The organism is Aestuariivirga sp., assembly GCF_020252395.1.
GTDB lineage: Bacteria > Pseudomonadota > Alphaproteobacteria > Rhizobiales > Aestuariivirgaceae > Aestuariivirga.
On sequence record NZ_JADCDB010000020.1, the window covers coordinates 31,923 to 58,094 of the forward strand.

Annotated in this window: 30 protein-coding genes and 1 pseudogene; 11 read left to right on the forward strand and 20 right to left on the reverse strand. The window is 63.4% G+C overall.

Annotation, left to right across the window (positions count from 1 at the left end):
* Positions 1 to 26 precede the first annotated feature (26 nt).
* The 3 genes from IOC82_RS10125 to IOC82_RS10135 all read left to right on the forward strand — a co-directional run bounded on the left by IOC82_RS10125 (position 27) and on the right by IOC82_RS10135 (position 4,475).
* Positions 27 to 2,543: an FAD-dependent oxidoreductase gene (locus tag IOC82_RS10125; RefSeq protein WP_290546062.1), complete on the forward strand. Its 2,517-nt coding sequence runs from the start codon at positions 27 to 29 to the stop codon at positions 2,541 to 2,543.
* A 133-nt stretch (positions 2,544 to 2,676) separates the two neighbouring features.
* Complete coding sequence (locus tag IOC82_RS10130; RefSeq protein ID WP_290546063.1) at positions 2,677 to 3,591, forward strand: DMT family transporter; 915 nt, start codon at positions 2,677 to 2,679, stop codon at positions 3,589 to 3,591.
* Positions 3,591 to 4,475: an EamA family transporter gene (locus tag IOC82_RS10135; protein WP_290546064.1), complete on the forward strand. Its 885-nt coding sequence runs from the start codon at positions 3,591 to 3,593 to the stop codon at positions 4,473 to 4,475. Before IOC82_RS10130 ends, IOC82_RS10135 begins: the two co-directional genes overlap by 1 nt.
* Here IOC82_RS10135 and gloB read toward each other — a convergent pair.
* The gene (gene gloB / locus IOC82_RS10140) at positions 4,468 to 5,241 is read right to left on the reverse strand and encodes a hydroxyacylglutathione hydrolase (RefSeq protein ID WP_290546065.1); all 774 of its coding nucleotides are present in this window, start codon (positions 5,239 to 5,241) and stop codon (positions 4,468 to 4,470) included. The two genes, IOC82_RS10135 and gloB, sit on opposite strands and share 8 nt — an antisense overlap.
* A 63-nt stretch (positions 5,242 to 5,304) precedes the next feature.
* On the opposite strand from gloB, the gene IOC82_RS10145 reads away from it, so the two are divergent.
* From IOC82_RS10145 to IOC82_RS10160, 4 genes are all read left to right on the forward strand, one after another.
* Complete coding sequence (locus IOC82_RS10145; RefSeq protein WP_290546066.1) at positions 5,305 to 6,045, forward strand: methyltransferase domain-containing protein; 741 nt, start codon at positions 5,305 to 5,307, stop codon at positions 6,043 to 6,045.
* Between the two features lie 86 nt (positions 6,046 to 6,131).
* The gene (locus tag IOC82_RS10150; RefSeq protein WP_290546067.1) at positions 6,132 to 6,893 is read left to right on the forward strand and encodes a chorismate mutase; all 762 of its coding nucleotides are present in this window, start codon (positions 6,132 to 6,134) and stop codon (positions 6,891 to 6,893) included.
* On the forward strand, positions 6,890 to 7,981 hold the full coding sequence (hisC, locus tag IOC82_RS10155) for a histidinol-phosphate transaminase (protein WP_290546068.1): 1,092 nt from the start codon (positions 6,890 to 6,892) through the stop codon (positions 7,979 to 7,981). Before IOC82_RS10150 ends, hisC begins: the two co-directional genes overlap by 4 nt.
* A 5-nt stretch (positions 7,982 to 7,986) precedes the next feature.
* On the forward strand, positions 7,987 to 8,901 hold the full coding sequence (locus IOC82_RS10160) for a prephenate/arogenate dehydrogenase family protein (RefSeq protein ID WP_290546161.1): 915 nt from the start codon (positions 7,987 to 7,989) through the stop codon (positions 8,899 to 8,901).
* A gap of 3 nt (positions 8,902 to 8,904) precedes the next feature.
* Here the strand turns inward: IOC82_RS10160 and IOC82_RS10165 are convergent, their stop codons facing one another.
* Positions 8,905 to 9,786: a DUF2125 domain-containing protein gene (locus tag IOC82_RS10165; protein WP_290546069.1), complete on the reverse strand. Its 882-nt coding sequence runs from the start codon at positions 9,784 to 9,786 to the stop codon at positions 8,905 to 8,907.
* 70 nt (positions 9,787 to 9,856) lie between these two features.
* Between IOC82_RS10165 and IOC82_RS10170 the strand changes: the two genes are divergently transcribed.
* Complete coding sequence (locus IOC82_RS10170; RefSeq protein ID WP_290546070.1) at positions 9,857 to 10,399, forward strand: gamma-glutamylcyclotransferase; 543 nt, start codon at positions 9,857 to 9,859, stop codon at positions 10,397 to 10,399.
* Here the strand turns inward: IOC82_RS10170 and IOC82_RS10175 are convergent.
* The 5 genes from IOC82_RS10175 to ftsE form a co-directional block, all read right to left on the reverse strand.
* Positions 10,375 to 10,782 (reverse strand): hypothetical protein, encoded by a 408-nt coding sequence (locus IOC82_RS10175; RefSeq protein ID WP_290546071.1) that lies wholly within the window; start codon positions 10,780 to 10,782, stop codon positions 10,375 to 10,377. The two genes, IOC82_RS10170 and IOC82_RS10175, sit on opposite strands and share 25 nt — an antisense overlap.
* A gap of 39 nt (positions 10,783 to 10,821) precedes the next feature.
* The gene (locus tag IOC82_RS10180) at positions 10,822 to 13,062 is read right to left on the reverse strand and encodes an adenosylcobalamin-dependent ribonucleoside-diphosphate reductase (RefSeq protein ID WP_366935667.1); all 2,241 of its coding nucleotides are present in this window, start codon (positions 13,060 to 13,062) and stop codon (positions 10,822 to 10,824) included.
* Positions 13,063 to 13,247: 185 nt separating this feature from the next.
* Positions 13,248 to 13,907, reverse strand: coding sequence for a lysophospholipid acyltransferase family protein (locus IOC82_RS10185; RefSeq protein WP_366935670.1), 660 nt, complete (start codon positions 13,905 to 13,907; stop codon positions 13,248 to 13,250).
* Positions 13,908 to 13,966: 59 nt separating this feature from the next.
* Positions 13,967 to 14,857 (reverse strand): hypothetical protein, encoded by an 891-nt coding sequence (locus IOC82_RS10190; protein WP_290546074.1) that lies wholly within the window; start codon positions 14,855 to 14,857, stop codon positions 13,967 to 13,969.
* Positions 14,854 to 15,510 carry a cell division ATP-binding protein FtsE gene (ftsE, locus tag IOC82_RS10195; protein ID WP_290546075.1) on the reverse strand — a complete coding sequence of 219 codons (657 nt, stop codon included), beginning with the start codon at positions 15,508 to 15,510 and terminating at the stop codon, positions 14,854 to 14,856. The genes IOC82_RS10190 and ftsE overlap by 4 nt, the downstream gene beginning before the upstream one ends.
* A gap of 121 nt (positions 15,511 to 15,631) precedes the next feature.
* On the opposite strand from ftsE, the pseudogene IOC82_RS17165 reads away from it, so the two are divergent.
* The 3 genes and pseudogenes from IOC82_RS17165 to hpt all read left to right on the forward strand — a co-directional run.
* Positions 15,632 to 15,727: pseudogene (locus IOC82_RS17165) on the forward strand (hypothetical protein); the annotation flags it as partial.
* A 9-nt stretch (positions 15,728 to 15,736) separates the two neighbouring features.
* Positions 15,737 to 16,333, forward strand: coding sequence for a hypothetical protein (locus IOC82_RS10200; RefSeq protein WP_290546076.1), 597 nt, complete (start codon positions 15,737 to 15,739; stop codon positions 16,331 to 16,333).
* A complete protein-coding gene (gene hpt / locus IOC82_RS10205; RefSeq protein WP_290546077.1) occupies positions 16,330 to 16,905 on the forward strand; it encodes a hypoxanthine phosphoribosyltransferase in 576 nt (191 codons plus the stop codon). Before IOC82_RS10200 ends, hpt begins: the two co-directional genes overlap by 4 nt.
* Positions 16,906 to 17,131: 226 nt before the next feature.
* Here hpt and IOC82_RS10210 read toward each other — a convergent pair whose 3' ends face one another.
* The 13 genes from IOC82_RS10210 to flgK form a co-directional block, all read right to left on the reverse strand.
* Entirely contained in the window at positions 17,132 to 17,278 is a 147-nt protein-coding gene (locus IOC82_RS10210) for a hypothetical protein (RefSeq protein WP_290546078.1), read from the reverse strand.
* 283 nt (positions 17,279 to 17,561) lie between these two features.
* A complete protein-coding gene (locus tag IOC82_RS10215) occupies positions 17,562 to 18,038 on the reverse strand; it encodes a hypothetical protein (protein WP_290546079.1) in 477 nt (158 codons plus the stop codon).
* 6 nt (positions 18,039 to 18,044) lie between these two features.
* The gene (locus IOC82_RS10220; protein ID WP_290546080.1) at positions 18,045 to 18,362 is read right to left on the reverse strand and encodes a hypothetical protein; all 318 of its coding nucleotides are present in this window, start codon (positions 18,360 to 18,362) and stop codon (positions 18,045 to 18,047) included.
* A gap of 52 nt (positions 18,363 to 18,414) precedes the next feature.
* Positions 18,415 to 18,915, reverse strand: coding sequence for a rod-binding protein (locus tag IOC82_RS10225; protein ID WP_290546081.1), 501 nt, complete (start codon positions 18,913 to 18,915; stop codon positions 18,415 to 18,417).
* A gap of 19 nt (positions 18,916 to 18,934) precedes the next feature.
* On the reverse strand, positions 18,935 to 19,222 hold the full coding sequence (locus tag IOC82_RS10230; RefSeq protein ID WP_290546082.1) for a hypothetical protein: 288 nt from the start codon (positions 19,220 to 19,222) through the stop codon (positions 18,935 to 18,937).
* Positions 19,223 to 19,338: 116 nt separating this feature from the next.
* Positions 19,339 to 20,100, reverse strand: a complete 762-nt coding sequence (locus IOC82_RS10235) for a flagellar biosynthetic protein FliR (protein WP_290546083.1) — start codon at positions 20,098 to 20,100, stop codon at positions 19,339 to 19,341.
* The gene (gene flhA, locus IOC82_RS10240; protein WP_290546084.1) at positions 20,097 to 22,190 is read right to left on the reverse strand and encodes a flagellar biosynthesis protein FlhA; all 2,094 of its coding nucleotides are present in this window, start codon (positions 22,188 to 22,190) and stop codon (positions 20,097 to 20,099) included. Before flhA ends, IOC82_RS10235 begins: the two co-directional genes overlap by 4 nt.
* 18 nt (positions 22,191 to 22,208) lie before the next feature.
* On the reverse strand, positions 22,209 to 22,475 hold the full coding sequence (locus IOC82_RS10245) for a flagellar biosynthetic protein FliQ (protein ID WP_290546085.1): 267 nt from the start codon (positions 22,473 to 22,475) through the stop codon (positions 22,209 to 22,211).
* Complete coding sequence (gene flgD / locus IOC82_RS10250) at positions 22,472 to 22,879, reverse strand: flagellar hook assembly protein FlgD (RefSeq protein WP_290546086.1); 408 nt, start codon at positions 22,877 to 22,879, stop codon at positions 22,472 to 22,474. The genes IOC82_RS10245 and flgD overlap by 4 nt, the downstream gene beginning before the upstream one ends.
* A complete protein-coding gene (flbT, locus tag IOC82_RS10255) occupies positions 22,879 to 23,271 on the reverse strand; it encodes a flagellar biosynthesis repressor FlbT (protein ID WP_290546087.1) in 393 nt (130 codons plus the stop codon). Before flbT ends, flgD begins: the two co-directional genes overlap by 1 nt.
* Positions 23,246 to 23,632 (reverse strand): flagellar biosynthesis regulator FlaF, encoded by a 387-nt coding sequence (flaF, locus tag IOC82_RS10260; protein WP_290546088.1) that lies wholly within the window; start codon positions 23,630 to 23,632, stop codon positions 23,246 to 23,248. The genes flbT and flaF overlap by 26 nt, the downstream gene beginning before the upstream one ends.
* Before the next feature lie 29 nt (positions 23,633 to 23,661).
* The gene (locus tag IOC82_RS10265; RefSeq protein ID WP_290546089.1) at positions 23,662 to 24,693 is read right to left on the reverse strand and encodes a flagellar hook-associated family protein; all 1,032 of its coding nucleotides are present in this window, start codon (positions 24,691 to 24,693) and stop codon (positions 23,662 to 23,664) included.
* Positions 24,694 to 24,701: 8 nt separating this feature from the next.
* Entirely contained in the window at positions 24,702 to 26,168 is a 1,467-nt protein-coding gene (flgK, locus tag IOC82_RS10270) for a flagellar hook-associated protein FlgK (RefSeq protein ID WP_290546090.1), read from the reverse strand.
* Between the last annotated feature and the right edge of the window lie 4 nt (positions 26,169 to 26,172).

Here is a 26,172-nt window from a genome sequence, read left to right on the forward strand (position 1 = left end):
AACGGGGTCTCGAGGGATTTGCCCATATGAAAACACATGCGCGCGTGGTCGTCATCGGCGGTGGCGTGGTTGGCGTCGGCACGCTCTATCATTTGGCCAAGAAGGGCTGGAGCGATATCGTCCTGATCGAGCGAAAGGAACTGACCTCAGGCTCGACCTGGCATGCGGCGGGCCTTCTGCCGCTGTTCAACCTGTCCTACTCGGTGGGACAGATCCACAAGTACTCTGTGAACCTCTATGATTCGCTCGAGGCCGAAACCGGACAGCATGTGGGCTTCAAGAAGGTCTCTAACATCCGCCTGGCGCGCACCATGGATCGCTGGGACGAGTTCATGTATTACGCGGGCGTCGCCGAGACGATCGGCGTGAGGGTGAACGTGCTCACGCCGCGGCAGGTCAAGGAGATCTGGCCGCTGTGCGAGACCGATGGCATCCTTGGCGCGATCCAGCACCCAGATGACGGCTATATCCAGCCGGCTGACCTCACCCAGGCCATGGCCAAGGGGGCCCGCTCGCGCGGGGCTGAGATCTACCGCAATACCACCGTCACCGGCATCGAGCAGAAGCCTAATGGCGAATGGATCGTGAAGACCGGCCAAGGAGACATCAGCTGCGAGCACGTGGTCTCCGCCACCGGCAATTTCGCCCGTAAGACCGGAGCGATGGCCGGACTCGACATCCCCGTGATTCCCGTCGAGCATCAGTATATCGTCACCGAGCCTCATCCGCTGATCAAGGAACGCCAGGCCAAGGGCTTGCCCGAAATGGGCGTGCTGCGCGAGGCGGACTCCTCTTGGTATATGCGTGAGGAGAATGGCGGCCTCCTGCTCGGACCATATGAGCACGGCGCACCCTGCTGCTACATGGACGGCCCGTCCGACCAGAGCGAATACGAACTCTTCCAGGAAGACCTCGACCGGCTGGCGCCGCATATTGAGACCGCGATCGCCCGTGTGCCCGCCTTCGGCGAAGTGGGTATCAAGAAGGTATACAACGGCGCCATTGCCTATACGCCTGACGGTTCACCGATCATCGGCCCCGCTTGGGACAAGAAGAATTTCTGGCTCAACGAAGGCCATTCCTTCGGCGTCACCGCTGCCGGCGGCGCGGGCTGGCAGCTCGCGGAATGGATTGTCGAGGGCGAACCTTCGATCGACATGATGGGCGTTGATCCGCGCCGCTTCGGACCCTATGCAACGCGCGGCTACCTCAAGACCAAGAACGAGGAAGCCTATGCCAATGTCTTTACGCCGCACTATCCGGATGAGGAGCGTACCGCGGCCCGCCCGCTGAAGCGCACGCCGGTCTATGACCGCATGAAGGACCTCGGCGCCGTGTTCGGTTCCGTCTATGGCTGGGAGCGCCCAGGCTGGTTCGCGCCCAAGGGCTACGCCCTGACCAAGGAGCAGGTCAACAGCCCAGACGTGCTGACCAACCACAACTATGCGCCGCCAACGGAGGATGGGCGCATCGTCGAAAAGTGGTCGTTCCGCCGTTCTAACTACTTCCCCTTCGTGGGCGAGGAGTGCCGGAATGTGATGAACAATGTCGCCATCCAGGACATGTCGGCCTTCGCCAAGATGGAAGTGTCGGGTCCGGGCGCGCGCGACTGGTTGGAATCCATTCTTGCCAACAAGATCCCGAAGAAGATGGGCCGCATCGCGCTGTGCCATTTGCTCACGCCGAGGGGCGGCGTGCGTTCGGAGTTCACGGTCTATGAATGGGCGCCGGGCCGCTTCTACCTCGTATCCGCCGGCGCCTACGAGCGCCATGACCATGACTATCTGAGGAAGCTTGCCCCGGCCGATGGCTCGGTGCGGCTCACCCCCATCACCACCCGCTTCGGCGTGCTGGTTCTGGCCGGACCCAACTCGCGCAAGGTCTTGCAGAAGCTCACCGGTGCCGATCTTTCCAACGAGGCCTTCCCGTGGCTGTCCGGCAAGGAGATCAGCGTTGGCAACTGCACGGCCCATGCGTTGCGTGTGAATTTCGTCGGCGAGCTCGGCTGGGAGTTCCACCATCCGATCGAGCAGCAGATCGCGCTGTTCGACCTCCTTATGGAGGCGGGAAAGGAATTCGGCATCCGCCCCTATGGTATCAAAGCCATGTCCTCGCTGTCGATCGAGAAGAGCTACCGCCTCGTGCCGCGCGAACTCTCGATCGAATACAATGCCTATGAATCGGGCCTCGACCGCTTTGTGCATCTGAACAAGGGCCAGTTCATCGGCCGCGACGCGCTGGTGGAGGCGAAGCAGAACGGCCTCGGCTGGAACTTCGTGACCATGGAAGTCCATGGCGTTGGAGATGGCGACTCGGATGCGCGCGGCTCGGAACCGCTGTACCGCAACGGCCAATTTGCCGGCCGCGCCACCAACGGCGGTTATGGCTTCCGCGTGAACAAGTCGCTGGCGCTCGGCATGGTGAAGCCCGGGCATTCGGCGACCGGCACCGAGCTCGATATCAAGATCCTGGGAAAGCTGTTCAAGGCAACGGTTATCCCGGAGAGTCCCTACGACCCTGTGAACAAGACGCTGCGCGCCTGACCGCTCACGCAGACGGAACGAAAGCCTGGTGAACAGCCCTGCCGTCTTACTCCATGCAACGGCGGCAAGCGTTGCGGATTGCCGATACAGCAGGCAAGACTCCACCCCGAACGGAGCGAATCAGTCGACAGCCATGCCAGCCAGCGCACCGGGATACGGAACAGGAATTCTGCTCGTACTCGGCGCCACCGCCGGTTGGAGCCTGGCCGGCGTGTTCGTGCGCTTCATGCCCGGCCTCGATGGCTGGCAGATCAACTGCTGGCGCGGCTTCTGGATGTCGGTGTTCCTGCTTGCCTATCTGGTGGGGGTCTATGGCAACCGGACGCTGGCAAAGTTCCGGGAAATCCCGGTCCCCGCCATGCTGACAGTTGCAGGTTTCTTCTCCGCCGGTTCCACGCTCTACGTCACGTCGCTGACGCTTGCGGGGACTGCCACCGTATCCGTGATCGGCGCCCTGTCGCCGATCTTTGCCGGCCTGCTCAGCCCCTGGCTCACCCATGAGAAGCCGTCGCTTGCCTCGTGGTCGGCCGCAATCATGGCGGTCATCGGCGTTGGCATCATCGCCTGGGATGGCGTCTCGGGTGGAAACGTCCTCGGCATTCTCCTGGCCCTTCTCGTGCCATTCTCCTTCTCGGTGCAGACCATGATGCTGCGCCGCTATCGCGCCTTCGACATGGTGCCGGCGATCTGCGCCGGCGGCTTCGCAACCTTCTTCCTGGCCGGTACGCTGGGCTATGTCTTCGGTGGCCATGCCGGGGGTGGCTTCCAGGTCAACATGCACAGCGTCTTGTTGCTTGCGCTGATGGGGCCCCTGCAGCTGTCCATCCCGCTCGTGTGGTATGCCAGGGGCGCCAAGGCGGTGCCGGCTGTGACGCTCACGCTCGTTGCCATGCTGGACGTCGTGCTCAATCCCCTCTGGAGCTGGCTCGGCGTCGGCGAAGTTCCAACACATGCGGCTTTCGTTGGCGGATTGGTGATCGTCAGTGCGGTGGTGATCTCGATTTTCGGCGACCGCTGGCTGACCAGCCGCAAGGCACAGGCCGCTTGATGCAAAGTTCGAAGGCAACTCTCGTTGGCTTCACGGCCATCCTGATGTGGGCATCGCTCGCGCTCATGAGTGCGGCAAGCGGCAGGGTGCCGCCGTTCCAGCTGGCGGCCATGACGTTCCTCATCGGCGGGCTGATGGGTGCGGTCACATGGCCGTTCCGCGGAGGCGCGGCCTCGGCGCTCCGGCAGAGCTGGCAAGTGTGGCTGCTGGGTGTCGCGGGCCTTTTCGGTTACCATTTCGTTTATTTCAGCGCCATTCGCGCGGCGCCCGCGGTGGAAGTGAGCCTTATCGCCTATCTCTGGCCGCTGTTCCTCGTCGTGTTCTCTGCCTTTCTGCCCGGCGAGAAGTTGCGGCTGCATCACGTCGCCGGTGTCCTGCTGGGCCTCATCGGTGCGGCGCTCATCATCACGCGCGGCAAGGGTCTGCTGCCAGCCGGCGGCTTCAGCGCAGGCCACGCGCTGGCATTCCTGTGCGCCTTGATCTGGGCCGGCTACTCTGTTCTCTCGCGCCGTTTCGGAAAGGTGCCGACCGATGTGGTGGCGGGCTACTGCCTCTTCACCGCGCTGCTTTCGACACTCTGCCACATGGTTTTTGAGACCACCGTGTGGCCTGTGGGCCCAATACAATGGGGGGCGGTGCTCGGCCTCGGTCTGCTGCCCGTGGGTGCTGCCTTCTACACCTGGGACCATGGCGTGAAACACGGTGACATCATGGTGCTGGGCGCTGCATCCTATGCCTCGCCGCTGCTCTCCACACTTGTCCTCGTCACGACGGGTTATGCCGCCCTGACATGGCCGGTTGCCGCTGCCTGCCTGCTCATCACGCTTGGGGCTGTCATTGCCGCCAAGGACATGCTGTTCAGGCGCGTGCCGGCGCCTACCTGAAGCTGTTCTTGCGTTCGCGCAGTGCGGCGAAGACCGCCGCGTCGCTTGCACCTTCGAGGCCAAGGGTCTTCCGGATCTCCGCGCTGCCGGTGCGCAGGAAAGGGTTGGCGGAGAGCTCGCCCCCGATGGTTGAGGGGCAGGTCATCCTGCCTTCTGCGCGAAGTTGCTCCACCTCGGCGGCGCGCTGGGCCAGCGTCAGATTGCCGGGCTCGACAGTGAGCGCGAAGCGGGCGTTGGACTGCGTGTATTCATGGCCGCAATAGAGCCGCGTGGCTGGCGGAAGGGCCGCGAATTGGGCAACTGAATGGTACATCTGCTCCGGGGTGCCCTCGAACACACGGCCGCAGCCCAGCGAGAACAGGGTGTCGCCCGCGAACACCGCTTCTTCGGCGGGCATGTGATAGGCGATGTGCCCCAGCGTGTGGCCAGGGCAATCCATCACCCGCACGTCACGGCCTGCCCAGGTGAAGCGATCGCCACCGGATACTTCGTGCCCGATGCCGGGTATCTTCAAAGCTTCCGCGCGCGGCCCGGTGATGCTGCAGCCATAACGTTTCTGCAGCGCCAGGTTGCCCTCCACATGGTCGCCATGATGGTGCGTGGTCAGTATGTGGGTGAGCTTCCAGCCCTTCGCTTCCAGCTGGCGCTCGATTTCGGCCTCGTCAGGGGCATCAATGGCGGCGGTGGCGCGGGTCTTGTGGTCATGCAGCAGAAGGCCGTAGTTGTCGGACCGGCAGATGAACTGGTGGAAGATGAGGTCTGGCATGTCTTGTTCCGATGCTGTCGTGCCGGATGATCTGTTTACTGTGGTGGGGTAGGCTTTGGTGCGATGGATATCGTCGATCTGAGGGAGTTTTACGGCAGCCGGCTCGGCTTGGCCACACGGCGTTCGCTGACGGGCCAGTTGAGGCCCCGCCTGGCTGGGCTGCCGGGGGTGCGGGTGATGGGATTGGGCTATGCCATGCCCTATCTCTCCGATTGCATCGTCAAGCCGGAGGCGCAACTCGCCTTCATGATGGCCCGGCAGGGTGTCTTCCGCTGGCCCGAGAATGGCGCAGTCCAGTCCGCGCTGGTCGATGAATGTGACCTCCCGCTGCTCGAAAGCGTGGTGGATTTGGCCCTGGTTGTGCACGGGCTGGAACTGACCGATGCTCCCCAGGAAATGCTGCGCGAAATCTGGCGCGTGCTGGCGCCGCAGGGCCGCCTGTTCCTGGTGGTGCCCAACCGCCGCGGCGTCTGGGCCCGGTTCGATACCTCGCCCTTCGGCCATGGCCAGCCTTTTTCAAAGCCGCAGCTTTCAGTCCTGCTGAAGGAAAGCCAGTTCTCGGTGGTCTCATGGTCCTATGCGTTGTATTTTCCGCCCTCGACCAGCGCGGCGATGCTCTCTGCGGCCCCCGCCATTGAGGGCCTTGGGTCGCGGCTGATGCCGGCCCTCCCGGGCGCCATCATCGTAGAGGCGGCAAAGCAGGTCTATGCGGTGGCCCAAGGCAAGCGGCTGCGCCGCCTTCCTTCCCGTGCCCGGCCGGCGCTGGCGTCTGTTCCCGCCAAGGGCGCATGGCGGCATCCCTAGGTCAGGATTGCATTTTTAGGGCCGGCGCCTATGAATACCTCGCCCCGGCGGCCTTCCGCGCCGGCTTGCAGCGAGCCCGCCGATCGATGATTGCCGACAGCCCCGAATCCTCACTCGACGCAATCCGGCGCGAGATCGATTCGATCGATGACCGGATTCTCCGTCTGTTAGTGAGGCGCTCTGCCGCGACAGCGAAGGTCAAGGCCACCAAGGCGCAAGACGGGTCCATCGCATCGTCGCCCTTCCGCCCGGCGCGCGAGGCCGCGATGATGCGCCGGCTGATCGAAGAGGCCGGCAGCGCCCTCAGCCCCCAACTGCTGGTGCGTCTTTGGCGGGTGATCCTGTCAGCCTCCATCCAGTCGCAGGCTCCCGTGACGCTGCATATGGACGGCGCGCAGGGGCGCGACCTCGCCATGCGCCTGCTCGCCGCCCATCATTTTTGTGACATGAAAGTGGAGCTTCACACGAGTCCCTCCCGCGCACTTGGAGCGGTGGGCGCTGCACCGGGCGATCTGGCGCTGATCGCACCCGGTTCGGACTGGGCCGCCGGTTTTGCCGAAGGCGCGGCCGGCAGCGCTCAGGTGATCTTGACGCTTCCCGTGCTTGCACGAAGCAGTCAGCCGCGGCTTCTGGTGTTCGGCCATGCTGCCCCGCAGCCGAGCGGCGATGACGAAACGCTGCTCCTGGTGCCCGGGGAAAAGGTCACGGTGGTGGGAGCGCTGTGGCAGGTGTATTCCGGCACCGCGACGCTCGCCAGCCTTAACGGGTTTCTCGACCACCCGCCATCCCTTCATCCCGGCACCCGCATCGCCGGGCGCTATCCCCGTCCGCTCAAGGTTTCGCAATGACAGCTATCCGTCCCCAGCCCAAGCCCGGCATTCTCGGCATTGCGGCCTATGTGCCCGGAAAGAGCGGCGCCAAAGGCGCCAAGGTGCATAAGCTGTCCTCCAACGAGTCGCCCATCGGCGCGAGCCAGAGGGCGGTCGATGCCTACAAGGCCGCCGCGGCCACGCTGGAACTCTATCCTGATGGCGCCGCCACGCTGCTGCGCAACGCCATTGCCGCCCGCTTCGGACTGAAGGCGGAGAACATCGTCTGCGGTGCAGGCTCCGATGAATTGCTGCAGCTTCTCGCCCATGCCTATCTGAACCCGGGCGACGAAGCGATCTACAACCAGTATGGTTTCCTGGTCTATCCGATCGCCATCCAGTCGAACGGCGCTACGGCCGTAGTGGCCCCAGAGGCGGGTTATCTGGCGGATGTGGACGCGATTCTTGCGCGTGTCAGCCCGCGCACCAAGATCGTTTTCCTTGCCAATCCGAACAATCCGACGGGGCGCTATCTTCCGTTCAGCGAGGTGAAGCGTCTGCACGCTGGTCTGCCCGGCCATGTGCTGCTGGTTCTCGATGCAGCCTATGCGGAGTATGTGCGCCGCAACGACTACGAAGCCGGCATCGAGCTCGTTGCCACCTCGGACAATGTGGTGATGACGCGCACCTACTCGAAGATCTTCGGCCTCGCTGCGCTGCGGCTCGGCTGGGCCTATTGCCCGGCTCATGTGGCGGACGTGCTGAATCGCGTGCGCGGACCGTTCAATATCAGCGCGCCAGCGATCGCCGCCGGTGTCGCAGCCATCGAGGATCATGACTTCGTCGAACGCGCCGTCGCCCATAACGAACATTGGCTGCCGTGGGTGACGAGGGAACTCTCTTCCCTTGGGCTCGAGGTGACGCCGAGCGTCGGTAACTTCGTGCTGGTGCATTTCCCACGGACCGACAAGCACAATGCCCATGCGGCGGATGCGTTCCTGCAGGAGCATGGCTTCGTCGTGCGCCGCATGGACGCCTACGGCCTCCCGGGGGCGCTGCGCATCACCATCGGCACCGAGGAGGCGAACCGCGGACTCGTGGCCTGCCTGAGAGATTTTCTGTCATGACGAAATTGTTCGATCGCGTTTCCCTGATCGGCATCGGTCTCATTGGCTCGTCACTTGCCCACGCCATGCGCAAGCAGGCCCTGGCGCGGGAGATCACCGGCTATGCGCGCAGCGAGGCGACACGGGCCAAGGCGCTGGAACTTGGCCTCGTTGACCGGGTCTTTCCGACTGCGGCCGAGGCCGCAAGCGATGCGGACCTCGTGATCCTCTGCTCGCCGGTGGGAACCTATGGGGCCCTCGCGCAGGAGGTTGGCCCCACGCTGAAGCCTGGCGCCATTCTCACTGACGTGGGCTCGGTGAAAGGCGCCGTGGTGAAGGACGTGCTGCCGCACGTTCCGCAGTCTGCGCATTTCATACCGGGCCACCCCATCGCCGGCACCGAACAATCGGGCCCGGAATCGGGCTTTGCCGAACTCTTCACCAACCGTTGGTGCATCCTGACGCCACTGCCCGAGGCTGAGCCTGCCGCCGTTGAACGGCTTGCCGATTTCTGGCGCGCCTGCGGCTCGAACGTCGAGATCATGACGGCGGAGCACCATGATCTGGTTCTCGCCATCACCAGCCATCTGCCGCATCTCATCGCCTACAATATCGTGTCGACGGCGGCCGACCTTGAGGAGGTGACGTCCTCCGAGGTCATCAAGTACTCCGCCGGCGGCTTCCGCGATTTCACCCGCATCGCAGCGTCTGATCCCACCATGTGGCGCGACGTGTTTCTCAACAACAAGGATGCCGTGCTGGAAATGCTCGGCCGCTTCTCGGAGGACCTCTCTGCCCTGCAGCGGGCCATCCGCTGGGGCGACGGCGACATGTTGTTCGATGTCTTCACCCGTTCGCGGCAGGTTCGCCGCAGCATCATTGCGGCCGGTCAGGATACGGCCTCTCCAGACTTCGGGCGCGGGGCGCCGAAGACACCGTGAAGCTCAGTACAGGGGTCTCAGTTCCGTCACCTGAAAGGGGCCAATATACAGCACGCCGTCCTTGGCGATGATGGGCACCTTGGCGTCGTTGCCGAGAAGCCCGAGCATGGTGCGGAGATTGGCGAGCTTGCTGTCCGAGAGGCCAAGCTGCGGGCCTGCGGCGGCGAGGAGCGCGCGGATGTCATTGGTTTCGGTGTCGATCTGACCTGAAACACGGTGCTGCGGTTCCAGCGCCAGCGTGCCGGAACCCCAATAGCGGAGCTGGCCCTGTTGAAGTTCCATCTTGTTAATCTTGAGGCTCTGGCCGGCGTTGAGCGTCCCGCGCAGTGTGGCCGTGTCCAGCGCGAGCGGCGGTTTGCCGGTGGGTTGCAAGGTGACCTGGCTTGCATCGAATGCAATCTCTATTGTGGCCGCAGCGCTGGGCCGGGTAAACAGCATCAGCTTGCCGGCTTGACCCACCCCGGCGGCAGACGCTCCGGGCAACTCGGCCGAAAAGGATGGCTGTCCGTCCCTTCCGAAGGTGACCGCTGCCAGTGCCCGCTGGTGCTTGATCTCTGTCGCCCCAGCGATGGGACCCGTCAGCGTAGTGGGTCCATCGACCAGGGCGGCGATCTGCCAGGGCGCATAGGCCAGCGCGACCATCAGCAGATTTGTGGCGCGCAGTTCGACGCCGCCGTCCCAGCTTAGTTTGGGTGACGGGCAGGTGAACTCAAAACGGAAGGGGTAGCCTCCCCAGCTCTCCTTGCTGCAGACAAGTGTCAGGCCCTGCGCAGCGAGGTCCGCCCGGGTTACGGTGAAACGCTGCTTGGCGATGCCGGAGGCCACCAACCAGTAGGCAGACCAAAGCAACGCCAGGGCGAGGATAATGGTCAGCGGGAGGAACATCCTCCACGGGCGAGGGGCGGCATTCGGCATTTGATTCCGGATCGGCTTTCGCGTTAGTCAGATCAGCAGAATGGAGCAGTTCTGGATTTTTGGCTATGGCTCGCTGATGTGGCGGCCGGGCTTCGCTTTCCTTAGGAGCGAGGCGGCGCGCGTCCACGGTTATCACCGCAGCCTGTGCGTCTACTCCTACGTTCATCGCGGTACACCGGAACAGCCGGGGCTGGTTCTTGGCCTCGACCGCGGCGGCTCCTGCCACGGCGTGGCCTTTGAAGTTGCGGCGGAACGCTGGGAAAACACCATCGCCTATCTCCGCGCGCGCGAACAGGTGACATCGGTTTACCTCGAAAGACGCAAGAACATAACGCTGATCGGCAGCCGCCAGAGGGTTGAAGCAACCACCTATGTGGTGGATCGCGCGCATCGGCAATATGCCGGCGTGCTCGATAACGATGCGCTGGAGCGCCATGTGCGGCTCGGTCAGGGCGTATCGGGCCACTGCACCGACTATGTCATGAACACCATTGCTCACCTGCGCGAGATCAAAATCCATGACCCCGCGCTGGAGCAGCTCGCCGGCCGGCTGGGCCTTCAGGCCGCAAGTGACTCACGCTGAGTCGGCATTCGCCACAGATTCGGCTCGGCCCGCGGCGGCGGCGTCCCTTCCTCGAGCGTTGCGGCAAGGTCACGCAGCACGCCCTCGGCAGCATCGGCGTCACGGGTGAGGAGATGCACGTGAATCTCATCGCCCGGCATGGGCGACACAGCTCCTGCGGGGCAAAGACCATCAGCACCGAACCGTCCGATCGACACGGCTGTTCTCACGCCGCCGCTGTTGCGGACGAGGACAAAAACCGCCCCGGCAACCGGCGGGCAGTGGCCGGGGAAGTAAATCGAGTGGATATAGGCTTGGCCTGACGCGCCGCGCCAGTACCAGAAGCGTTCGCCGAGGCCGGAATCCTCGGGGAGGGTGGCGGAGAGGGGGTAGCCTTGCATCATGAGAACAAAAATAGAACATACGGCGTGGCTGTCAAGCCCTCAACTGCATTTCGAATAGCCGCAAGAGAGGCAGGCGGCGCAACCTTCCTGGGACATCAGCGTGGCATTGCCGCATTGCGGGCATGCAAGGTGGCTGCGTGCTGCCGAGCCGGAAACATTCAGGCTCTCACGGCTTGGATCGAGGAAACCGGTATCGATCATGTGCCGCTCGATGATGCCGCCAATGGCGGCAAGCAGGCTCGGCACATAGCGCCCCCCCATCCATTGACCGCCGCGCGGGTCGAACACCGCTTTCAGCTCGTCGACGACGAAGGACACATCGCCGCCGCGCCGGAACACGGCGGAAATCATGCGGGTCAAAGCCACGGTCCAGGCATAGTGCTCCATGTTCTTCGAGTTGATGAAGATTTCGAACGGCCGGCGCACGCCCTCTTCCACGACGTCATTGATGGTGATGTAGATCGCGTGGCCGGTTTCCGGCCAGCGAAGCTTGTAGGTCATCCCGGGCAGTACCTCCTCACGCTGGCGCGGGTGGTGATCGTCTGCACCCGTCAGAAGGTTCGGTGAGACGCTGGACAGGACGCTGCCCGTCACTGCATTGGGGCGATAGGTGGTGCAGCCCTTGAGGCCAAGGTCGTAGGCTTCCTCATAGACGTCCTTGAAGCTTTCGAATGGAAAGTCCTCAGGAATGTTGATGGTCTTGGAAATCGAGCTGTCGACATGCTTCTGCACCGCCGCCTGCATCAGGAGATGGGCCGATGGCGTCAGCTGGTCGGCGGTGACGAAGGCTGGCGGCAACGGGGCATCGGCGCCGCGCATCTGCCAGTAAAGTGAGGCTGCATAGTCCGTCACTGCCTCGCTGCGCGTGCTTCCGCCGGGCTGCAGCACCTTGCGTTCATAGCGTAAGCTGAAGATCGGCTCGATGCCGCTCGACACGTTGCCCGTGATGAGCGAGATCGTGCCCGCCGGGGCAACCGAGGTCAGAAGCCCATTACGCAGGCCATGGCGGGCAATGCGGCTGCGCAATTCCCCGCTCAGCCCTGCTGCATGGCCGGTTGCGCCAAACCGGCTGGCGTCGAAGAGCGGGAATGGTCCGCGTTCCTCCGCCAGAGCAATGCTTGACCCATAGGCTGCCTGTTCAATGACCGCCATCCATTGACGTGCTGCCTCCGCCGCTTCCCACGTGCCATAGTTCAAGCCGCACATGACAAGTGCATCGGCAAGGCCGGTGATGCCGAGCCCGATGCGGCGCTTCGCCAATGCCTCCGCGCGTTGCTGCGGCAAGGGATAATTCGAGATGTCGATGACATTGTCCAGGAAGCGCACCGCCGTCGCTGCGGTTTGCCGCAACGCGGACTCGTCGATGCGGGCATCCGGGGCGAAAGGGCTGAGCACGAAGCGTGTGAGGTTCAGCGAGCCCAGCAGGCAGGCGCCATAGGGCGGCAACGGCTGCTCGCCGCAGGGATTCGTGGCGCCGATTGTCTCGCAATAGGAGAGATTGTTCTCGGCATTGATGCGGTCGATGAAGATTACGCCAGGTTCTGCAAACCCATATGTCGCACGGACGATCTGCTCCCACAGCCGCACAGCCGGAACGGTGCGGAAGGTGCGGCCCTCGAACACCAGCGGCCACTCCGCTTTCGCCTTCACTGCCGCCATGAAGGCGTCGGTCACCAGCACCGAGAGATTGAAGTTGCGCAACCGCCCGGACTGCTGCTTGGCGACAATAAAATCCTCGATGTCGGGGTGGTCGCAGCGCATGGTGCCCATCATGGCGCCGCGCCTTGTGCCGGCGGACATGATCGTCTTGCACATGGCGTCCCACACCTCCATGAAGCTGATGGGGCCCGAGGCATCCGCCCCGACGCCGCGCACCGGCGCACCGCGCGGCCGCAGAGTGGAAAAATCATGCCCGATGCCGCCGCCCTGCTGCATGGTGAGGGCCGCTTCCTTGAGTTGGGTGAAGATACCGTCGAGCGAATCCGGGATGCGGCCCATGACGAAGCAGTTGAATAGCGTCACCTGGCGATTGGTGCCGGCGCCGGCGAGAATCCGCCCGGCGGGGAGGAAGCGATAATCTTCCAGGATGCGGTAGAAGCTGTCGGCCCACACGAGCCTCCCATCGGGGCCCTCGGCGGCAGACACCGCATGTGCCACGCGCCGCCAACTGTCCTCGATGCCGGTTTCGGCTTCCATGCCATCACCAGGGCTGTAACGGTACTTCATCGCCCAAATTTCACGTGCAATGGGGGCGAGGGACGGTCGGGCTGGGATATCCATTGCAGAACCTCCGGTTACTGCGGAGTGTAATGCGGCGGAGCGGCGGAGTCGAGTATTTGTTCTCTTTTTGTACCTAGCGCATGTTCCGATCAGGTGGAATCAACTGATCGAAAAGAACATGCGCCAGATCAATAGTTTGAGCATGATCTTATCGCAAAAGCGGTTCCACTTTTGCGGATCATGCTCTAGATGCCCAGTCGGCCCTCCGCCACAAGCCGAGCCGTCTCCGTTTCAATCATCGTTTCTAGTCGCGACTGAAACGCTTTCCGGTCCAGTCCGGGCGGAATGGGCGGGAGGAATGAGATCACCACGGTGCCGGGCCAGCGCAGGAACTGACGGCGCGGCCAGAACAGGCCAGAGTTCAGGGCAAATGGCACACAGGGCACGTCAAGCTTGCCATAGAGTGCGGCAGCGCCAGGCTTGTAGTCCGGCGGATCATCCGGCGCCCGGCGTGTTCCCTCCGGCATAATCACCACCTGGCGTCCCATGGCGATGGCTTTCTCCGCGGCGCCGATCATGGTGCGCAAGGCCCGTGTCCCGGCAGAGCGCTCCACAGGAATCATCCGGAACTTATAGATGAACCAGCCGAAGAACGGGATGTATGTCAGTTCCCTCTTCAGCACCATCGCAGGGTCGTCCAACAGCGGCAGAATGGCGTAGGTTTCCCAAAAGGACTGGTGCTTGCCGGCCACGAGACAGGCGCCTTGCGGAATGTTCTCCTCACCGCGCACCTCCATTCGGATGCCGGCAATCGTCCGGAGCCAGAACAGCGACGACCGCGCCCACACCTGGAGCGCGCGGATCGACCATTTGCGCGGCGTGAAATAGAAGACCGCGCCGAGCACCAGAAACAACGCGAGGTTGACGTAAAAGACGATGTTGAACAGCGCGGAACGGAGATAGATCACGTGACAACACCGAGCCGGCGCATCAGCGTGATGCGCGCGGTGATGAGGCATATGAATGTGGCCGCGACCGGCACGGCAAACAGCATCCCATAGCTCCAGATAGCGATGCTGGGCGTGGCGAACAAGAGCCCGCGGCTGGCCGCCGCGACGCCGGTTTCGCTGCCGCCGCCGAACAGCCCGAGCAGCAGGAAGGTGAACAGACCAAGCCCGACGCCGATGAAGCCTGAGAGCAGCCCGGTGCGCAGGAAGCGCCCGTCGATCTGGCGCGCGATGTAGCTGTCACGGGCGCCGACGAGATGCAGCAGGTCGACGATATGGCGATTGGCCTGAAGCACGGCGCGGGTGGCGAAGATCACGATGGCGATGGCCGATACCGAGATTAACAGCAGGATCGCATAGGACACGGCGGACAAGGCGCGTGCCATGCGCGTCAACTCCGCTTCCCATTTCTGGTGAGTGTCGAGCCTTGCGCCTTTTACCTGCGAAAGCGCCTGTTCCAACGCTGCAATATCGGGAGGGTTGTTGACGTCTGAGACAACCCGGATCAGCCGCGGGACGGGCAGCCCTGCAAGTGAGCGCGTGCCGAGCCAGGGCTCAAGCAGCTTGGCGCCGGCACTCTCGTCCAGCACGTCCGCCTCCACGATGCCGGGGAACGCGGCGGTGATGCGGCGCGCCTTCTCGACCTCCTGCGCGATGTCGGCATCACGGACGACCCGCACTTGCACGGTCATCTCGCGTGACAATGCGCTGGTCCAGCTTGTCACGGCGCGGTCGACCAGGATCAGTGCGCCAATGGCGAGGCACGCGAGATAGCACATCACGGCCATGGTCACCGTGAGCGAAGTGAGGGAGGCCGCGGTGGCCGGTATGATGGCGCCCGGCTTCATTGCAGGTTCAGCATGCCCTGTTCGAGATGCAGCACCGGTCGCTCGGCCTGGCGCACCAGCCCCTTGTCGTGGGTGGCGATCAGCATGGTGGTGCCAAGGCGGTTGAGCTCGAGGAACAGGTGCAACAGGCGCTTTGCCAGCACCGGGTCGACGTTGCCCGTCGGTTCGTCGGCGAGCAGCAGCTGCGGTTTGGCGATGACGGCACGGGCGATGGCCGCCCGCTGCTTCTCGCCGCCGGACAGGACGGGCGGCAGGTCGGCAGATTTCTGCGCCAGCCCCACCCAATCGAGAAGATCCATCACGTCGCGCCGGTAGGAGGCTTCCGGCTTGCCAGTCACGCGGAGAGGCAGAGCCACATTATCATATGTCGACAGATGATCGAGCAAGCGAAATTCCTGGAACACAACGCCAATGCGGCGGCGGATTGGGGGCAGCTTATTGTGGCTGAGACCGGTCACGTCCTCGCCGAAGATCTTCAGTGTGCCACGCGTCGGCCGCAGCGCCAGGAACAGCAGCTTCAGCAACGACGATTTGCCTGCCCCCGACGGACCGGTGAGGAAGTAGAAATCCCCCGTGCGCACGGCAAAACTCACGTCGCGGAGGACTTCCGGTCCATCGCCATATCGCAAACCTACATTTTCCAGCCGCAACACGGAGCCGTCCCTTCTTTTCCCCCTAAGTCTACTTAAACCATCCGAGCTTTAACGAGGCATTAACCACGGCGGAGAATAACTGTAACCGTACTGCGCAAGATTCTCCGGGATGGCACCTAACATGATTGCCCGATGCCCCATCTGCTCGTCGCGCCATGACATTCCGCCTCCAGGACTTGACGGAGGCGGAACGCTGGTCGATTGCGCGAGCTGTGGACATACATGGGTGGAACCCCCCTCCGCCGCGACGGAACTCCTCATGCAGGACGCGACAGCCCCGGAGCCGGTTCCGAAAACCGGCGCCATACATCCGCTGATCGAGGCCGCGCGAGGTGCCCAGAAGGAGTTCCGCCTGCGGCGCCGGGCGCGCCGTGTGCAGCTTGCTGCATGGGCGGGGCTCGCGGTTCTCACGCTTGCACCGGCCATCGGTGTACTGGCCTTTCCGGAACAGGTCGTGGCGGCGGTTCCGGGCAGCATCGGTCTCTATGGCTGGATGGGGCGGGAGGTGAATATCTATGGCCTCGAAATCCGCAAGGTCGACCTGCAGCACCTGATCGTCGATGGCCGGAAGGTCATCGCCATCAAGGGCGAACTCACCAATGTCTCCTCCACGGAACGCAAGATCCCCTGGCTGCGTTTCGGTCTACGCTCAAAGGACAACGCAGAGGTCTATCACTGGACGCTCGACACCGAAGTGCGCCCGCTCAGGCCGGGCGAGAGCACCAGCTTCGTCACGCGCCTTGCCTCTCCTCCCGACGCGGCGCGGAACCTCGAAATACGGTTTGCCCGGGCTGACGAAGTCGGCTCGGATAACGGGCCATGAGCGAACTCACGATTGACGGTCACCGCATCGGCATCCTGTTTAGCCAAGCGGAAATCGCAGCGCGGGTAACGGCCATTGCGGCCGACATTGCGGCCCGCAATCCGGCCAACCTACTCGTTGTTCCCATTCTCAAGGGAAGCTTCGTCTTCGCCGCGGACCTGATCCGCGCCATGCATCATGCGGGGCTTTCGCCCGAAGTCGATTTCATGATCTTGTCCAGCTACCGGAAATCGATGCAGTCTTCCGGTCAGGTGACCGTGCTGCGCGATATCGAGACAGATGTGCGTGACCGTGACGTGTTGCTGATCGACGATATTCTCGAATCGGGACGCACGTTGGCCTTCGCCAAGGACCTGCTCGCCGCGCGAGGCGCCAAGCGCACCTACACCGCCGTGCTGCTGAACAAGCCCGGTCATCTCGCAGCCCACATCGCAGCGGATTTCGAGGGCTTCGAATGCCCTGACAAATTCGTGGTGGGCTATGGGATGGACATGGCGCATCAGTTCCGGGAACTGCCCTTCGTCGGCCACGTCATTCCGCCTGGCACCGCCTCAGCCCAGGCTGGCGCCTAGCAAGAAGGCCGCCGACGCGACCAGGGCGCCAAGCAGGAACCCCATTAGCATCGCCGAAAAAAACCGGCCAGACTCAGCCTCTTTATGGGCGTCACGCATGCGCATTGCAGCCCTGACGGCAAAGGTCTCCAGCTCCCGGCGCGGTAGAAGCCTGATTGTCTCGAATGCCCGCTCTTCCATGGTCCGATCCCGTTTCGGAACTGACGAGCAAGTACCATGCCAGACCTCACGTCAGCAGGAAGAGCAGCACGAACAATCCGCCTGCCGCACAGGCCACCACCGGCCAGAGGCCGGAAGACGCGACGTGGCGCGGTGGCTCGCTGTGGGGGAACACCATCGCGCCCGCGAGGTCATCGGCGGATGGCGTGAACACCTCTGCTTCGAGAGAGCAAGCGTGAAGAGGTTCTTTGACTTCAACCGCAAAGGAGTGCCGCGTTGAGGACGATGCAGCGCCCCTGCCGCCGACCGTCAGCAGTGGCATGCCCAGGACCACTGGGCGAGAGGCCGGCGGAGGCTCCTCACGCTGTAAATGGCGCTGAAGAAGGAGTGGATCGGCTGCGAGCCGCATCAGGTCCTGCTCCCGGCTGTCGGCTGCCGCAGCCCGCGTGCGTGCGGCGCCAAGCTCTGCCAGCATCTCGCCAGGCGTGACCGCCGGATCAATTGGTATTGCCATTACCATTTGTCCAGTTGGTGCGTATGTCCTCCTTCTTCACATAGTTCAGTTGCTGCAGCAGCACTTGCCGCACCAGCTCCATGCCGAGCCGCTTGTTCGCCTCCCGGGCAATGGTGTCGGTGAGTTTGTCCAGGTCTTCCGGCTTCAGCCGCCGGAAGTCGACGTCGAAGCTCGTGAAGATCACACGGAAAGAAGAGTCCTTGATGTAGGGTATGGGGTCCAGCTTCTCCTGGGCCAGCAACGCGCGATCGGCAACGAAGGAGAGCTGAAGGATGACGTAGCCCACCACGTCGCCGCCGCGAATCACCGGAACGCTGATCAGCTCCGACATCAGTTGCTCCACTCCCTGGTCTTCAGCAGAACTGGACTCAGCAGCCGGCTGACCGAGATAGACCGATGCGAATGTCGCCCCGGCCGTCACCAGGATCACCCAAACCCCGATTGCCACAAGTTTCAGCATGACCGGTCACCAGCCGCGCGCACCGCTCCGGCAATAGGTTCCATCGGATTCGGCATCCCTGAGGCCGTTGACAATGATGTCGCTGATCTCGCCAACGGCCGCGATGTGCAGCTTCAGCAGGCGGCTGTTTTCCTGAAGTTCATGCGAAAGCCTGCGCAGCATGGGCGCCAGGGCTGACCCGGCCGCTGCGGAGATCTCCTTTCGCTGAGCGGCCATCAGCTCCCGAAGCGCCTGATTTTTTCTGTCCGTGAAGCCGGCGTGCGTGAAGATCTTCTGGTCGCGAAGGGCAGCGTTCTCTTCATCCACCGCCTCGATGAGTTTCATGAGGGCCGGCGCTACAGCCGTGATGTTAACCGACGGTGCCGTCATAAGGTCATCATCCCTGCTTGCCGATCACATGGAGTGCGTTCATTGAGAAATAGGGCCACTGCGTATCGCGTTGCGGTGCGGGCCCGGACCCGGAGGAGGCCAGCAGTCCGGCAATTCCCACACCCCCTTTCGCCGCGTAAACCCCGGCCAGCTGGTCCGCTGCCATCGAGCGCCAGATGCCGGCGGATGGACCTCCGCCGAAAGCTCCAGAGTCCTCCTCCGGCAGAAGCGTCTCGAAAAGACTGCGCAGCACCATGCGCTCGAAGCCCTGATGGGCCGACGTCTTGTCATCCGCACGTGCCGGTGTGCCTGGCGATGCGGACTGCGCTGGAGTGACCCCAGCGTTATGAACGGGAGCTGCACTCGGCGTCCCCGTATCGACGAGGGTTTCGAACTTTGCCGCGGCGCCGCTCATTGACGTGAGCCGGGCAACGGCTGCGGTCCGGCGTGCGGGATCTGCAGCGCGCATCACGTCGGCAACGAGGTCTGACGGAAGGGTAACGGCCATGGGGTTTCTCCATATGATATCACTTCACCACGCCTGGCTTGCCCGGGGCTTTTTCCGCCATGGCCAGAGCGGCCTCACGGCCTTCTTCCATTGCGGCATGCAGCCGCTGCAGGGTTGCGGCTTCCCCGGCCCTGCGCAGCAGAACATCTTCCCGGCCCCGCGTCATGAGAAGTCTGGCCGTCAGCGCGCGTGCCTCCCGCTCGCTCGCCGCGATCGACGCATCGAGGTTGGACAGGCGCCGAAGGGCGGCGGCATAGAAGACGAGGCCAGCGGTGCTCGCGCGTTCCAGCGCCGACAGCGTGTCCACACGCGTTTGCCGAAGGTCTCGTTGGCGTTGCTGCTCCGCGGCGATCTTGGCTTCGAGTAGCCGCGAGAGATCGGCTTGGGCCAGTGCGAGACGCAGCAGGCGTTTGGAATCGCCCTTCAGAATCCGCCCTCCACCAGCCAGGTCCGGTAGGCACCGGCGAAGATCATCGCCCAGTCGACCCATACCAGGTAAAACAGGAGGAACCCACCCAGCATCACCGCACCGGTGGTTGCGTGATACATGGAAATCTGCTGGGCGAAGCGGTTGCCCATGCCGAGCGCGAAGTTGACGATCACGCCATAGAGCAGGAATGGACCCGACAGCCTGAGCGCAAGAAGCCAGGTCTCGTTGAGCGTTTGCAGCAGATTCGACAGCAGGGCATCGGCGCCGGGCGGGGCGCCCAGGGGCATGACGGCATAGGAGTCGATCACTGCCCGCAGCAATTCGATGTGGAGACCCATTGCAAAGATCAGGGTCACGGCAGCTGTGGAGACGAGAGTCGCAAGGGGTGAACCGGTGTCAGCCTCCTCGAGCGGAATGCCGGGAATTCCGGATAGCCCGATGAAGTTGGAAATTGCTGTTGCGGCGAATTGCAGCGCCATGAAGAAGCAGCGCGCCAGAAGGCCGAGCAGCACCCCGATGACCGTCTCTTGCATGATCAGCCATATCTGGCGATCGGGAGAAGCCGTGCCCATTTCGCGCACAAGCCCCGGCAGGATCATGGGTGAAACCGCGGCGGTGATGCCCAGCGCCACGAACAGCCGCACATGCACCGGCACGCGCGGGCTCGAAAGCCCCGGCGCGAGGAGCAGGCAGCCGCCGATCCGGCAGAACAGCAGGACCAGGCCAAGCAACTGGGTCTGGAACGGCTCGGTCATGACAACGATGCGATCACGTCCAGTTTCACGCCACGCGCGATTTCGATATGCGACAGCACCGCGATGGCGGGAAACAGCCGGTCGACGATCATGCGGACATAGGGCCGGGCTTCGGGCGCAGTGACGAGAGCGAACTGTTCGCCCCGGTCCACAAGCGACTTGACCGCGGTCGAAAGCTCGCCTGCAAACTGCTCGATCAACCTCGGGTCGAGGTCGAACTCGAAAACATCACCCTTCCCGTCGCGCTTTAGACTCTGGATGAACGAGATGTCCCAACGGCTTCCGAGGCGCACGATCTTCAGCAGTCCGTCTTGCGCCAGGTCGCCGCAGATCTGCTGGGCCAAGCGGTGGCGCACATGCTCCACGATGGCCTCGGGTTTTCGCACATGCGGCGCGATCTCGGCGATGGCTTCGAGAATGAGGTGCAGGTTGCGCACCGATACGCGTTCGGCCAGCAGCAGCTTCAGAATGGCTTGGAAACCCGAAAAGGAGAGAAGCGAAGGACAGGTCTCGTCGAGGAGCCGCTTGTATTCCGGTTCCAGCCGGTCCGTCAGAGCGCGCAGGTCCTTGTAGGACATCAGGTTCGCGAGATTGCTGCGGATCACTTCCGACAGATGTGTGAGCATCACCGACATGGGATCCACGGGAACGTGGCCATTGGCGCGCAGTTCGGCGGCGAAGACGTCCGGATACCAGCAAGCTTCCATGCCGAACGCGGGCTCACGCACGTCGTCCCCAGGGAGGTCAGGCTTGGGCCTGCCGCCAGGAATGACCAGGAGCTCACCCAGGCGAAGCTCGAAGCTCGCAGCCGTTGTACCGTGGATGCGGATGGCATAGCTCCGAGGCGGAATGAGCAGGTCGTCCCCTAACCTGATATCCGGAATGACAAAGCCATAGTCCTGCGCGAAACGGCGGCGCATCTTGGCCACCCGGTGGGCAAGCTCGCCGTGCGACACCAGCATCGCGCTTGAGATTTGGCGGCCGAGCCGCAGTTCGATCTCGGGCGTCCGCAGGAGTTCCTTAACGGAGCTCTTCTCTTCCTCCTGCCGGGCCGCCTCCTCCCGGCGCTGCTTGTCGTCTGCGGCTTGGCGCTCGCGCGCACCCTGCCTTACGATGGTGTAAGCGCCGCCCGCAATAACGCCTGCCAGAAGCGCAAAGGGCAGGAAGGGAAGACCCGGAACCAGCGACAGAATGCCGAGCAGCATGGCGGCCACCAGAAGAGCGCGCGGATAGGCGCCCAGCTGGGTGAAGATCGCCTCCTGCGCCTCGCCCCGGTTCCCGCCCTTCGACACGAGCAGACCAGCTGCCAGCGACACGATGAGCGCGGGAATCTGGGTGACGAGGCCGTCGCCCACCGAGAGCTGCGTGTACACGTCCGCCGATTCCGAGAAGCTCATGCCATGGCGCGCCACGCCGATGATGATGCCGCCGAAGACGTTGACGCCGGTGATGATGAGCCCTGCGATGGCGTCGCCGCGCACGAACTTCGAGGCGCCGTCCATCGACCCGAAGAAGGCGCTCTCCTGCTCGAGTTCGGAGCGTCGCCGGCGCGCCTCCTTCTCGTCGATAAGCCCTGCCGAAAGATCGGCATCGATCGCCATCTGCTTGCCGGGAATGGCATCGAGCGTGAAGCGGGCCCCTACCTCCGCGATGCGCGATGCGCCCTTGGTGATCACCATGAAATTGATGGTGATGAGGATGACGAAGACGATGACGCCGATGACGAAGTCCCCGCTCATCACGAGGCGGGAGAAGCCGCCAACCATGTGGCCGGCGGCCGTGGGCCCTTCATGCCCATGCGACAGAATCAACCGCGTGGTCGCCACGTTCAGCGACAGCCGCAGCATTGTGGCAATCAGCAGAACGGTCGGAAAGGCCGAGAAGTCCAGTGGCCGCCCGATCCACAGCGCAACCATGAGAATGACGACCGACAGCGAGATCGAGAGGGCAAGTCCCAGGTCGAGCAGAAACGGCGGCACCGGCAGGAACAGGACGATAAGGATCGCCACGATGCCGGCTGCAAAGCCGATGTCACGGTTGCCGGACCGCAGTGCTGGGCCAGCCGGCGCGATTCGCGATGCGTCAGTCATGCCGGGAGACATGCATCTTCAGAAGCCAGTTTCGATGTGGACGTAAACCTGCTCGGTAAAGCTCATCAGCTGGCCTGCCGCGACCGGGGCGAGCAGCAGCAAGGCCGCAAACACCGCAAGAATCTTAGGGACGAAAGTGAGCGTGGCTTCCTGGATCTGGGTAAGCGCCTGAATCAGCGCGATGACAATTCCGACGAGGGTGGCGGCGCCCACTGCAGGACCGGCCCCGACGATTACAGCCCAGATCGCATCTTGCACCAGCTTCAGCGCATCGGCTTCGTTCATGCCGCGCTCACGCTATAGCCACCGCCCAGGGCCAGAGTCCGTCCGTCCTTCAGCGTTGCGAGAGGACCGTCCTGGCCAATAGTCACGCTCGTCGCCACGCCGGACACCGACCCGTCAAGGCTGCTCAGCTTGCGGCCTATCAGCACCGAGGCCAGTGTGGCATTGGACGAGGACAACAGCGAGTCCAGCTTCCCGTTCAGCTTGATCGACTGCTCGACTGTCGAGAAGGATGCGAGCTGCGATAGCGTTTCTGCCGGATCATTGGGCTTCGTCGGATCCTGGTTCTTCATCTGCGCCATGAACAGCCGGAGGAAGCTGTCATAGTCCATGTTGGTCTTGAGCGGTTCGGCCGGGTTCTTCGAAATGGAGGCCGGGGAGTTAGCGGTGGGGTTCACGGTGGTCATCAGGCAGCCTCCTCGCTGGCTTCGGATTTCCGGTCGGCGGCAAAAGACAGCCGCAGTTGCTTCAATGCGTCGAAATACCGGCCTTCAGCCACCTTCTGGTCGGCGAGGTCGATCTGCTGGCGTACGCTCTCATCATTGATCGCTTGGCGGGTGCGGAAGGAAAGATGTTTGTAGAGTTCCGCCGTCATGCCGGCGTTGGCCGGATCCATGAGCATGGATTGAACCACGAAATAGAGCTGCCTTACCGGAGTTGTCGCTTCGTCGGCCTGCATGACATGGTTCTCGAGCAGAAAAGTCACGTCGTTGAGAAACTCGAGCGAGGTTCTGCGGTCCACCCGCAGTACCGCGCCGTTAACGTAGAGTTTTTCACCACGCTTGAGATGAATGAACATGCCCGTTCCTTCCCAGTCCGTTCCTAATGGTTTCCGATACTTCGATCAGGGCGGAGAAATCATCGACATGGCCCTGGCGGATGTCCTCGGAACGCCGCAGCATCCAGATGCCAATCGAGATCAGGCTGGCGCGCAGGGCTTCAGGCAGGCCATTGCCGTCATCCGCGAGATCCTCGAGCAGGATCGTCCAGAGGCGGTTGACGAAGAGCAGCGCCTCGACCGAGTCGCGCGTGCCGCGGCCAGCTTGCTGGGCGCGCTTCAGCAGAGCGATGGCGGTGTCGAAGGCCCGCCGCTCGTTGTCGCGTATCTGTTCGGTGGTGTCTTCGAGCATCGCCATGTAGGTCGATTCATACATGCTCATCTGTTCCCCATGGTGATCCGGGCTCCGCATCAAAGATAGGAAAGAAGACTCATACGGCTGATCCGGCTGGTCAGCGCATAAGAGCTTTCGAGTTGATTCATCAGCACGTTGACGCGTGTGGCTGCCTCATAAGGGTCGACACCCTCAAGAGCAGTGACCGCAGCCGTGAGCCGCGGCCTCCTTCCGTCGATCTCCGCTCGCGCCGCCTTGACTCCGGACTGGCCAATGCCGACCCGTGCCTGTTCGTCGCCGATCTTTGCCTGAGCCTGGGAAATCAGGGCGAGCGCGCGATCGGCGGCGGCCGTGAAGGCCGTCGCGTTGAGTTTGCCGCGGCCCAGCACCTCCATCGCCGAGAAGGCCTGGGCCATAAGTTGCGCGAAGGGAGCGTTGGCGCTGCTGGACACGTCGACAGCGCTGCCGGAGGGAAGCCGCAGCTTGGGCGTCTCGTCCGTTGCCGCCGACCACGTGGACGTCCAGCCGGGTGTGGTGAAGAGCGCCGCGAAGGCGCCATCAAGAAAGCCGCCGATGTCGGTGGCGGTCAGAGAGGCCGCCGCCGGATCGTCCGGCGCGAAACCGAACTGCGTCTGGAAAGCGCTGGCGATGGCCAGGCGCGGCCCCGCGTCATAGGCGGCGAGCGGAGGCGTGTCGCTGGCCAGCCCTGAGAACAGGTATTGTCCGTCGTGGGTGACTGAGAGCGTATCCCGCATGGCGTCTAGGGAGGTGCGGGCCAGGGCGGCGCTCAGTGCCCGCCCGTTTTCGGAATTGCGTGCCCCGGTGAGCGTGGAGCGAAACCGCTCCGCCAGCGTGCCGAGAGAGGAAAGGGAGTCCTGCACGGTTTCGCTCCGCGCGCTGGCAAGGCCGAGGCTGGTGGCTGACTGGTCGAGTCCGGCCAGCTGAACCCGCAGGCTGATGGCCGCGCCCGTACGCGCGCCAAGTGCAAGGCCGACGTCCTCGTGGCGGGCGGAGGCCGCCTCGGTCTGCGCCTGCGCCAGCCGTCTCTGACTCTCCGCCATGGCGAAACGCGAGGGCTGCAGCAGCAGCCGGGTGGGAATGGAGTCCACTGTCCCCATCAGTTTACGGCCTCAAGCAACGTATCGAGCATCGAATTGACGGCAGTAAGCACCTTGGAAGACGCCTGGTAGCTTTTCTCGAGGTCCAGCAGGGTCGCCATTTCCTGGTCGATGTTGACGCCATTGATCCGGGCAAGCGACTGAGCGGCGCGGGATTTGGCCGCTGCCGCAGCGTCGCCTGAGGCCTGCGCATCCTGCCGCTTCGCTTCTACCCAAGAGGATGATCTGGCACCGTACTCCGCCAGCGAGGCGTCGCCACCCAGGCCACCCCAGTTGCCGAATGATTGTTTCCTGTTCAGCCCGTCTGCGAGCTCCGCGATGCGGGTCTGGAAACCGGCCTTGCCTGCGGCGTTGCGCAGGTAGCCGGGTCCGCCGAAACCGCCGTCCCGGATCAGCAGCGGGGTTCCGCCCTGGTCCGGATCGGCCAGAGCATTGATCCGGATCCTGCCCGCCAGCCCGGCATTCGGGTCGCTGAGCGAAGGGAGCGTACCCGTGCCCTGGAACAAGCCCTCCACTGTCGGCAGGCTTGCAGGCAGCTGCGGATCCGCCTCGGAGAATGCATTGACGAGTCCCGCCGCAATCTGATCCAGCTGCAGCGACAGTTGCGGCGCAAATCCGTCCCGCAATGCCGCGTAGGCCGGCAACTTGCCGCCGGAAGTGGGCATCGTTGCGCCGGCGCCGGTCACAGGCACGCCATCGATCATCAGTGCATTGCCTACGCTGCCGGCAGCCAGGTAGCCGGAGGCCGCAAAGCTCACGCCGCGCGGGCTTCCCTCGAACAGCACTGCGCCGCCTTCGGCGTAGATCGAAACATCGTTGTTGGGCCGCACGGTGATGCGGATGCCGATTTCCTCCGAGAGCAGTTTGAGAATCGAGTCGCGCTGGTCCAGAGAATCCGTCAGGTCGCTGGCCGTTCCCTGGCCGCGAACGATGCTGTCGTTCACCACTTTGAACTGGGACAGAAGATTGGTGACGCGTTCGGCAGAATCCGCCATGCTTCTATCCGCCTCGGAACGGATCGAGGAGATCTCGTCCGAAGCAGTGTTGAGCTTCTGGGCCACGCCGCGAGCGGCCTCCAGCGCGGCGCGCGCAAGGCTGGAGCTGGCGGGGTTCTGCTCATAGCTGCGCAACGCCGTCTGCAGCTTTCCGAGAGCCGCTGCGATGGACTGGTCGTCTTGTGGGTCACCGGAGATGGCGCTCATCCGCTGCAAAGCTTCGAGCGTGATCTGCTGGCCCGCCGCGCCACTGGTGGATGCCAGCAGCTTGTCGAGCAGCGTGCGGTCGCTACTGCGCGCGATCTGGGCCAAGACGGGGCCGGAGTTCGGCAAGGTGACGATCTCGGCCGTGCGGCGGGAATAGTTTTCGTCACCCGCCGAACTGACGTTGCGGGACACGACAGCGGACCGCGCCGCGCTGACGGAGAGACCCGCCAGCGCGTAGTTCAGTGCCGAAGAAAGAGTTGCCATTGCA

What these genes read in the sequence shown, in the direction of transcription:
- gloB (WP_290546065.1), bottom strand. Translation starts at nt 5,241, where the DNA reads ATGCCAGACCTCATCTTCCACCAGTTCATCTGCCGGTCCGACAACTAC.
- IOC82_RS10150 (WP_290546067.1), top strand. Translation starts at nt 6,132, where the DNA reads ATGATTGCCGACAGCCCCGAATCCTCACTCGACGCAATCCGGCGCGAG.
- IOC82_RS10220 (WP_290546080.1), bottom strand. Translation starts at nt 18,362, where the DNA reads ATGAAACTCATCGAGGCGGTGGATGAAGAGAACGCTGCCCTTCGCGAC.
- IOC82_RS10245 (WP_290546085.1), bottom strand. Translation starts at nt 22,475, where the DNA reads ATGAACGAAGCCGATGCGCTGAAGCTGGTGCAAGATGCGATCTGGGCT.
- flhA (WP_290546084.1), bottom strand. Translation starts at nt 22,190, where the DNA reads ATGACTGACGCATCGCGAATCGCGCCGGCTGGCCCAGCACTGCGGTCC.
- IOC82_RS10130 (WP_290546063.1), top strand. Translation starts at nt 2,677, where the DNA reads ATGCCAGCCAGCGCACCGGGATACGGAACAGGAATTCTGCTCGTACTC.
- IOC82_RS10225 (WP_290546081.1), bottom strand. Translation starts at nt 18,915, where the DNA reads ATGGCCGTTACCCTTCCGTCAGACCTCGTTGCCGACGTGATGCGCGCT.
- hisC (WP_290546068.1), top strand. Translation starts at nt 6,890, where the DNA reads ATGACAGCTATCCGTCCCCAGCCCAAGCCCGGCATTCTCGGCATTGCG.
- IOC82_RS10215 (WP_290546079.1), bottom strand. Translation starts at nt 18,038, where the DNA reads ATGCTGAAACTTGTGGCAATCGGGGTTTGGGTGATCCTGGTGACGGCC.
- IOC82_RS10135 (WP_290546064.1), top strand. Translation starts at nt 3,591, where the DNA reads ATGCAAAGTTCGAAGGCAACTCTCGTTGGCTTCACGGCCATCCTGATG.
- IOC82_RS10190 (WP_290546074.1), bottom strand. Translation starts at nt 14,857, where the DNA reads ATGAAGCCGGGCGCCATCATACCGGCCACCGCGGCCTCCCTCACTTCG.
- IOC82_RS10125 (WP_290546062.1), top strand. Translation starts at nt 27, where the DNA reads ATGAAAACACATGCGCGCGTGGTCGTCATCGGCGGTGGCGTGGTTGGC.
- flaF (WP_290546088.1), bottom strand. Translation starts at nt 23,632, where the DNA reads ATGAGCATGTATGAATCGACCTACATGGCGATGCTCGAAGACACCACC.
- IOC82_RS10235 (WP_290546083.1), bottom strand. Translation starts at nt 20,100, where the DNA reads ATGACCGAGCCGTTCCAGACCCAGTTGCTTGGCCTGGTCCTGCTGTTC.
- IOC82_RS10145 (WP_290546066.1), top strand. Translation starts at nt 5,305, where the DNA reads ATGGATATCGTCGATCTGAGGGAGTTTTACGGCAGCCGGCTCGGCTTG.
- flgK (WP_290546090.1), bottom strand. Translation starts at nt 26,168, where the DNA reads ATGGCAACTCTTTCTTCGGCACTGAACTACGCGCTGGCGGGTCTCTCC.
- hpt (WP_290546077.1), top strand. Translation starts at nt 16,330, where the DNA reads ATGAGCGAACTCACGATTGACGGTCACCGCATCGGCATCCTGTTTAGC.
- IOC82_RS10180 (WP_366935667.1), bottom strand. Translation starts at nt 13,062, where the DNA reads ATGGATATCCCAGCCCGACCGTCCCTCGCCCCCATTGCACGTGAAATT.
- flbT (WP_290546087.1), bottom strand. Translation starts at nt 23,271, where the DNA reads ATGTTCATTCATCTCAAGCGTGGTGAAAAACTCTACGTTAACGGCGCG.
- flgD (WP_290546086.1), bottom strand. Translation starts at nt 22,879, where the DNA reads ATGACCACCGTGAACCCCACCGCTAACTCCCCGGCCTCCATTTCGAAG.
- IOC82_RS10175 (WP_290546071.1), bottom strand. Translation starts at nt 10,782, where the DNA reads ATGATGCAAGGCTACCCCCTCTCCGCCACCCTCCCCGAGGATTCCGGC.
- IOC82_RS10170 (WP_290546070.1), top strand. Translation starts at nt 9,857, where the DNA reads ATGGAGCAGTTCTGGATTTTTGGCTATGGCTCGCTGATGTGGCGGCCG.
- IOC82_RS10165 (WP_290546069.1), bottom strand. Translation starts at nt 9,786, where the DNA reads ATGTTCCTCCCGCTGACCATTATCCTCGCCCTGGCGTTGCTTTGGTCT.